5 protein-coding genes, 1 tRNA gene and 1 pseudogene are annotated in these 4,960 nt (G+C 68.4%); 1 reads left to right on the top strand and 6 read right to left on the bottom strand.

What is annotated here, in order from left to right:
• Both ACE3S9_RS14625 and ACE3S9_RS14630 read right to left on the bottom strand, forming a co-directional pair.
• A partial coding sequence (locus tag ACE3S9_RS14625; protein ID WP_374547216.1) for a caspase family protein occupies nt 1-2,188 on the bottom strand: 2,188 nt, incomplete at its 3' end.
• A 115-nt stretch (nt 2,189-2,303) separates the two neighbouring features.
• On the bottom strand, nt 2,304-2,897 hold the full coding sequence (locus ACE3S9_RS14630) for a L,D-transpeptidase (RefSeq protein WP_374547217.1): 594 nt from the start codon (nt 2,895-2,897) through the stop codon (nt 2,304-2,306).
• A 184-nt stretch (nt 2,898-3,081) separates the two neighbouring features.
• On the opposite strand from ACE3S9_RS14630, the gene ACE3S9_RS14635 reads away from it, so the two are divergent.
• Nucleotides 3,082-3,156, top strand: a tRNA-Val gene (locus tag ACE3S9_RS14635).
• A gap of 22 nt (nt 3,157-3,178) precedes the next feature.
• Here the strand turns inward: ACE3S9_RS14635 and ACE3S9_RS14640 are convergent.
• The 4 genes and pseudogenes from ACE3S9_RS14640 to ACE3S9_RS14655 form a co-directional block, all read right to left on the bottom strand.
• The gene (locus ACE3S9_RS14640) at nt 3,179-3,853 is read right to left on the bottom strand and encodes a tyrosine-type recombinase/integrase (protein ID WP_374547218.1); all 675 of its coding nucleotides are present in this window, start codon (nt 3,851-3,853) and stop codon (nt 3,179-3,181) included.
• A 412-nt stretch (nt 3,854-4,265) separates the two neighbouring features.
• Nucleotides 4,266-4,451 (bottom strand): hypothetical protein, encoded by a 186-nt coding sequence (locus tag ACE3S9_RS14645; RefSeq protein WP_374547219.1) that lies wholly within the window; start codon nt 4,449-4,451, stop codon nt 4,266-4,268.
• A 229-nt stretch (nt 4,452-4,680) separates the two neighbouring features.
• Nucleotides 4,681-4,812, bottom strand: a complete 132-nt coding sequence (locus ACE3S9_RS14650) for a hypothetical protein (RefSeq protein WP_374547220.1) — start codon at nt 4,810-4,812, stop codon at nt 4,681-4,683.
• Between the two features lie 50 nt (nt 4,813-4,862).
• Nucleotides 4,863-4,960: pseudogene (locus ACE3S9_RS14655) on the bottom strand (IS5/IS1182 family transposase); the annotation flags it as partial.

Consider the following 4,960-nt stretch of genomic DNA (forward strand, 5'->3'; position numbering starts at 1 on the left):
CGGCCGAGGGAAGCGGACGGGGCAGAGGCGCTCCGCCGGGCGCCGTCGGCGCAGCGGGGGCCGCGCCTGTCGGCGCGCCGGCCGGAGCCGGATGTGGCAGCGGCGCGCCCGTTGGCGCAGCCGGGGCGGTTGACGCAGGGCCTCCCGGCGCGGTCGAGGGAAGCGGACGGGGTAGAGGCGCTCCGCCGGGCGCCGTCGGCGCAGTCGGGGCCGCGCCCGTCGGTGCGCCGGCCGGAGCTGAATGCGGCAGCGGCGCTCCCGTTGGCGCAGCCGGGGCGGTTGACGCGGGGCCTCCCGGTGCGGCCGAGGGAAGCGGATGCGGCAGAGGCGATCCGCCGGGCGCCGTCGGCGCAGCGGGGGCCGCGCCTGTCGGCGCGCCGGCCGGAGCCGGATGCGGTAGGGGCGCTCCCGTTGGCGCCGCAGGGGCGGCGGGCGTTGCTCCGGGCGCGGCGGAATGAGGCAAGGGCGCTCCGCCCGGAGTGGCAGGCGCTCCCGGGACGGCGCCCGTCGGCGCGGCCGGAGCGCCGGGGCGTAAAGCGGGCGCTCCTCCCGGGGCAGCCGGAACAACGGGCGCGCCCGGTGCCGGAACGACCGAAGCGGGGGCGCCGGACGGCGGCGCGCCAGGGACTGCGCCAGGCGCAACGCCAGGCGCGCCACTTGGAGCCGTACCCGGCGCGCCACGTGGAGCCGCCGTACCCGGCGCAACACCAGGAGCCGCGCCCGGCGCGACCTGCGCCCGGCGGTTGAAATTATTGTAATAATCCTGCGCCGCGGGCACCTGCGTCTGCACCACCGCCGGGGCGTGGAACACGCCCATTTGCGAGGCCACGGCGGCGCCGACCAGCGGCGCGACCACCAGCGGCAGCGGCAGCAAGCCCATATGCGGCGGGGGCGGGGGCGGTTCGTCCACGATCATGACCGGCGGCGGCAGATAGCCCATCGGCGGCGGGGGCGGTCCCCAGTCCGGATCGTCGAACACCACGTAAGGCCGGCGGAAATAGACCATTTCGGCGGGCGGCGGCGGCGGAACGTCGAATTCGACGACGTCGAAGGTCGGCGGCGGCGCCAAAGGCGCGCTGAGGAAAGCGAGGCGGCGGCGCGCGTCCTCGGCGTGCGGCCCATGCGGATAGGCGCGCAGATAACTCCAATAGGAATTGGGCGAATTGGCGAGATAGGCCCGCCGCCAGGTGATCGCCTCGCGACGCAAGGCGAGCATGGCGCGCACGCGCGGCGCATAGGGCGAATCTGGATAAGCGGCGAGGAAGTCGAGATAGCCCTGAATGGTGTCGCGTTCGAGCGTGGCCGCGAAGGCGTCCTCCATCGGATATTCGCGAATCGGCCGCGCCTGCAGGCGCGTCATGGCGGCGGCGGCGACCGGCGGCGGCGCATCGGGCGCCGCCGCGATCAGCGCGGGCGCGCCGGTCAGTTTCGATTCGTCCCAGGGAATCACTGCGCCCTTGGTGGCTTGCGACACCCGCAGTCGGGTCTGGGCGAAGGCTTCGTCGATCGGCAGGCCGGGCTGGCGCAAAGCCTCGGCGAGCGCTTGCGCATAGACGCCATAGGGGCCGCTGTCGTCGGGCGCCACCGATCCGGGCGCGGCGTTATAGGCGTAGAGCGAGCCCGCCGGCGGGTCGACCAGCGCCAGACCGCCCGCCAGCGGCTCGCCGGTCTGGGCGAAATTGTTGATGCGGGCGGCGTCCAGCACCACCACGCGCGCTCGGAGCGGCAATTGCGCCAGCGGCTGCAGATAATCGCTCAGCCGCACCGCCTCCAGCGGCGCATTGGCGGCGCGCGGAATGGCCGCCTCGACCGGCGCGATATAGTTCTCGCCGGCATATTGCAGGCCGCGCCCGGAAATATAGACAAAGGCCACGGCGTCGGGGCCGGCGGCGGCCGCCTTGTCGACGAATTCGCGCAAGGCCTTGCGCAGCCCGTCCTGATCGAGATCAGCGGCGCCGGCGACGTCGAAACCGGCGCGCTGCAAGGTGTCGGCGATCAGGCCGGCGTCATTGGCGGCGGAAGCGAGAGGCCCAGTCTTGTAATGCGATTCGCCGATGACCAGAGCGATGCGGGGCGACCCGCCCGGCGCCGGCTGGGCCGAAACCTCGACCCGGCCGATGAAAATCGCCGCGACGAAAACCACGCCGGCGGCGAACCGCCTGGCCTTTCCTTCAGGCCTCAGCCTCATTCTTTTCTCCCGACCTGTCCCGCCAACCGCGCGCAACAGAAATCGCCGCGATGGCGAAGTTATGACGCGCCTTTGCGGCTGAACGCCGACTGAATGGAACGATAGGGACGTTGCGTCAGCGCTGGACCACGACCTTGGCGCCGACATGGACGCGGTCGTAAAGGTCGATCACGTCATTGTTGGTCATGCGAATGCAGCCCGAGGAAACCGCCTGACCAATCGTGTCCGGCTCGTTCGAGCCGTGGATTCGGTAGAGCGTGCCGCCGATATAAATGGCGCGGGCGCCGAGCGGATTGCCGATTCCGCCCGCCATATGACGCGGCAGGTCGGGCCGGCGGGCCAGCATCTGGGCGGGCGGCGTCCAGTCCGGCCATTCGCGCTTGTTGGTGACATGATGCACGCCACCCCATTCGAAGCCGGGACGCCCGACGCCGACGCCATAGCGCAGGGCCTGCCCGTCGCCGAGCACGTAATAGAGCCGCCGTTCGCGCGTCGAGACGACGATCGAGCCGGGTCGTTCCGAGCCGCGATAGGAGACGACCTCGCGCGGAATCGCCGAGGCGAAGGGACGCCCTTCGCGTTGGCTGGGCTCTCCGGAGAAAAGATCGTCGAAGAGAAAGGCTCGGGCCGGCGTGGCGGCGGCGAGCGAAAGGCCGGCGACCAGAAAAATTTTCGCTGCATGGGAGACGAGGGGGCGACGGGACGGCATGAGCGCGCTCCTGCTCTGCTAAGCTTCATGATGGCTTATAACGCGGCGAGTCGCCGCAAGGATGCGGCGATTAAGCGCAAAAAGTCAGAAATGTTCAATCGGCAAATAGAGGGCCGGCGCGCGTTCCAGCCTTGACGCGGCGGCGCGGTTTTTCTAAAGAGAGCCTCCGACGTCCAAGGCGTCCGGGCGATTAGCTCAGCGGGAGAGCACACCCTTCACACGGGTGGGGTCATAGGTTCGATCCCTATATCGCCCACCATCCCGAAATTAACGTACTGAAATCAATCACTTTTTGGCTCTGATGCCCGAACCTTGGGACTGGGTTCGGGGATAGATGTTCCTGTTTCGGGCTTTTCGAGCTTCGAAATCGCCTCGCGAGCAAGACGCGCGCGGTCCGCCGTTCGTGTGTACAGCGCGGCCATTTTGCCGCCTTCCCAACCGTAGATCGCTTCAAGCTGGGCGACAGTGGCGCCGTTGTTCGCCAGCCGCGTCGCGCCTGCTTTGCGCAGCCCCTGCGCGGATCCTGGCACGCCAGCGGCGTCGCAGGCGTCGCGAAACCAATTGCCGAGGCTTTCCTTTGTCATCGGCTTGCCGCGCTCGCTGGCGAGAAAGACAAGGTCGCCGGTCGGGCTCGCGTCGATGATCTGTTGCAGCGCCGGCAAGATCGGCAGGATGATCGGCGTTCCGGTCTTTTCGGTGCGAATCGTTATGACGCCATTGCGGACGTGCTGACGGCCGAGTTGGGCAACGTCGCCGCGGCGTAGGCCCGTGAACAGAAACAGCGCCAGCGCCAGCCGCTCGCGCGTGCCGATCGGCCAGCGCTTTTCAAATCGCTCGATCTCGTCTTCCGTCCAGGCGTGAAACCCGTCCGTCTTCGGCGTTGTTGTGCTGGCGTCTCGCGTCGGGTCTTGCTCGACATGCCCGGTCGCGACGGCCCACCGAAATAGACCCCGCATGGCCTTGACGAAATTCGCGGCGGCGAAAGGCGTGGCGGCGCGTCGATCGACGCCTTTGGCGATGTGCAGCTTCGTTACGTCCGCGAACGGTTCATTGCCGGCGGTTTTCAGTACCTGCCAAAAGATATTTTCGCGCTGATAGCGCGTGGCGGCCGAGAGCTTCGCCCACGCGGCCGAAGCGCGGTACTGATCGAGCAGCCATCGCAGGCTCTTGGGATTGACCGGCGGCGGCCGCGTCGCGGCGATTTCGCAGTGATGGCGCGATGATACTCGGCCATGAATTCAGGCGAGCCAAAGGCTCCGGCGATGCGGATGCGCGGCCCCTTGTCCCGGCGCACATACCAAAGGGTCTTCCCGTGGCGGGTGACTTCGCGGTGCAGATAGGGCGGCCGGGGGCGGGGCATGGCGTCCATTAAAGGATGATCTCCTTGGGCGGCGCAACTTCGGCGTTGGGTGGCTCAGCGGCCGGCTTCTCGGGCATGATCCGAATGGCGCCGTCCTGCCCAATTTCGATGGTCGCGGGAACGCCGGCCTGAGCGATTGCTTTCAACGCTCGATGGATATCGGCCTGGGTGAAGCGGGCGGCGCGGCGGCTCATGGCGTGGGGGCCTTCATGATGGTAATGCGCCGTTCGCCGCTGTGGCGACGTTCGATGATAATTCCTCGGCGGCGCAGCACGGGCGCCAGCCGCACCAAGCGATTGCCGAGGGCCGTGGCGTTTTGCGGCCAGCTCTTGGAGCGCCGGACAGATTCCGAAACCTTCGGCGCCAGAGAGTCGAGCAGGGCCGAGGGTGTTCCGGTCCACCTGTACGACGGGTCGTCCTCGATCAGGACACGATGGACGCGGCCACGTCGTCCGCCTCCATGGTGACAGAATCCAGTTCATCCTGGTTGCGGCGGTAGATTTCTCCGAACTCGCCCGGTTTCCAGCCGAGCGCTGGCGCCGCGGCTTCGATCAACCGTTCGAAATCGGCCAGGCGGCTGGACCGCGCGAGCCGAGTGGAAGGCAGACCCAGGAGCTGAAGGCGAAAGTGTCCTTGCGCGTGCATTTAGCGGGAATGTTGGCCCACGCCTTCTTGCTTTCGGCAAGCGCCCGCAGGGCGTTGG

It is taken from the genome of Rhodoblastus sp. (genome assembly GCF_041915505.1).
Classification (GTDB): Bacteria; Pseudomonadota; Alphaproteobacteria; order Rhizobiales; family Beijerinckiaceae; genus Rhodoblastus.